A 1594-nucleotide genomic window follows, 5' to 3' on the forward strand; every position below is an offset into this window, starting at 1 on the left:
GCGCGTAGTCGTTGCAGACGTACCCCAGCGGCCCCAGGCCCGCCCGGTCCATCCGGCGCGCCAGCAGCATGGCCAGCGTGGTGTGCGCCAGCCGCCCCTCGAACGGGTAGCAGACCAGATACCAGCGCTTGCCGCGCGGGAACGTCTCGATCAGCAACTCGTCCTCGCGCGGGATGTGCGAGCGCTTCTTCTGCGCGTGCAGCCACTCCTGCACGTCCTCGGGTAGGCGCACCCAGCTGCTCTCGTCGGCGATCATCCGGCGCACGCGCCAGGCCAGGTACGTCGACAGCGCGAACTTGCTGCCGCCCCAGCTCAGGATCTTCGGCTCCGTATCCTTGGAGGCGCTGACGATGGCGTCCACGCCCTCGACGCCCTCGAAGCGCCAGACCTGCCCCGCGAAGACGAACGTGTCCCCGACGGTGATCTGTTCGAAATAGAACTCCTCCGCCTCGCCGATCTTGCGGCCGCCGCGCCGACCGGTCCGCACCTTGATGTTCAGCGTGCTCGGCGCGTTGATTGCCCCGACGTTCATGCGATGCCGCTGCGCGATCAGCCCGTTGCGCACGCGCCAGAGGTCGTCGCGGCCCTTCACGATCCGCTTGAACCGGTCGTAGGTGCGCAGCGCGTACCCGCCCGACGACACGAACTCGACCACGCGGTCGAAGTCTTCCCGCGGTAGGCCCTGGTAGGGCGCCGCCAGTCGCACCTCGTCGTACAGCCGGTCCGCCTGGAAGGGCTCGCCGCACGCCGCGCCCATAACGTGTTGAGCCAGCACGTCTAACGCGCCGTCGCGCGCCGGGTCGCCGTCCAGCGCGCCCTCCGCCACCGCCTCGCGCGCGGCCTGGCACTCGAGCATTTCGAAACGGTTGGCGGGCGCCAGTAGCGCGCGGGAGGGCTCGTCCAGTCTGTGGTTGGCTCTACCGATTCGTTGAACGAGCCGGCTGGCGCCCTTCGGCGCCGCGAGCTGGATGACGAGGTCCACCGCGCCCCAGTCAATGCCGAGGTCGAGCGTCGAGGTGGCCACCACGGCCCTTAATTCCCCGCGGGACATGGCCGCCTCGACCTTGCGCCGCTGCTCGGGCGCGAGGCTGCCGTGGTGCAGCGCGATCGGCAGGCCCTCCTCGTTCAGCCGCCACAGCTCCTGGAACGCGAACTCCGCCTGCCAGCGCGTGTTGACGAAGATCAGCGTCGTCGTGGCCCGTTTGATCTCCTCGTAGACCTCCGGCATCGCGTGTTGCGCCGTGATGCCCGACCACGGCACCCGCTCCTGCGCCAGCAGCACGTCCACCACGGGCGGGGCGCCGGGCTCCCCCAGCACCAGGTCCGTCTCCGGCCCCAGCCAGCGGCGCAGCATGTCCGGGTCCTGCACCGTCGCCGACAACCCCACCCGCCGCATCCCCGGCGCGAACGCCTGCAGCCGCGCCAGACCGAGCGCCAGCAGGTCGCCCCGCTTGCTCGGTTGGATCGCGTGCGCCTCGTCCACCACCACCGTCTTCAGATCGCGGAAGTAGTCGCGCGCGCCCTCCCAGGCGCAGAACAGCGCCACCTGCTCGGGTGTCGTCAGCAATATGTCCGGCGGGGAATGTCTCTGCCG

The 1594-nt window shown here is 70.2% G+C and carries 1 protein-coding gene; it reads right to left on the bottom strand.

Annotation, left to right across the window (positions count from 1 at the left end; all coding sequences use genetic code 11):
* Positions 1-1594 (bottom strand): helicase-related protein (locus VF584_23060; GenBank protein ID HEX8213074.1); only part of this gene is annotated, 1594 nt, incomplete at both ends.

Origin of the sequence: Longimicrobium sp. (assembly GCA_036389135.1) — a bacterium.
Lineage (GTDB): Bacteria > Gemmatimonadota > Gemmatimonadetes > Longimicrobiales > Longimicrobiaceae > Longimicrobium.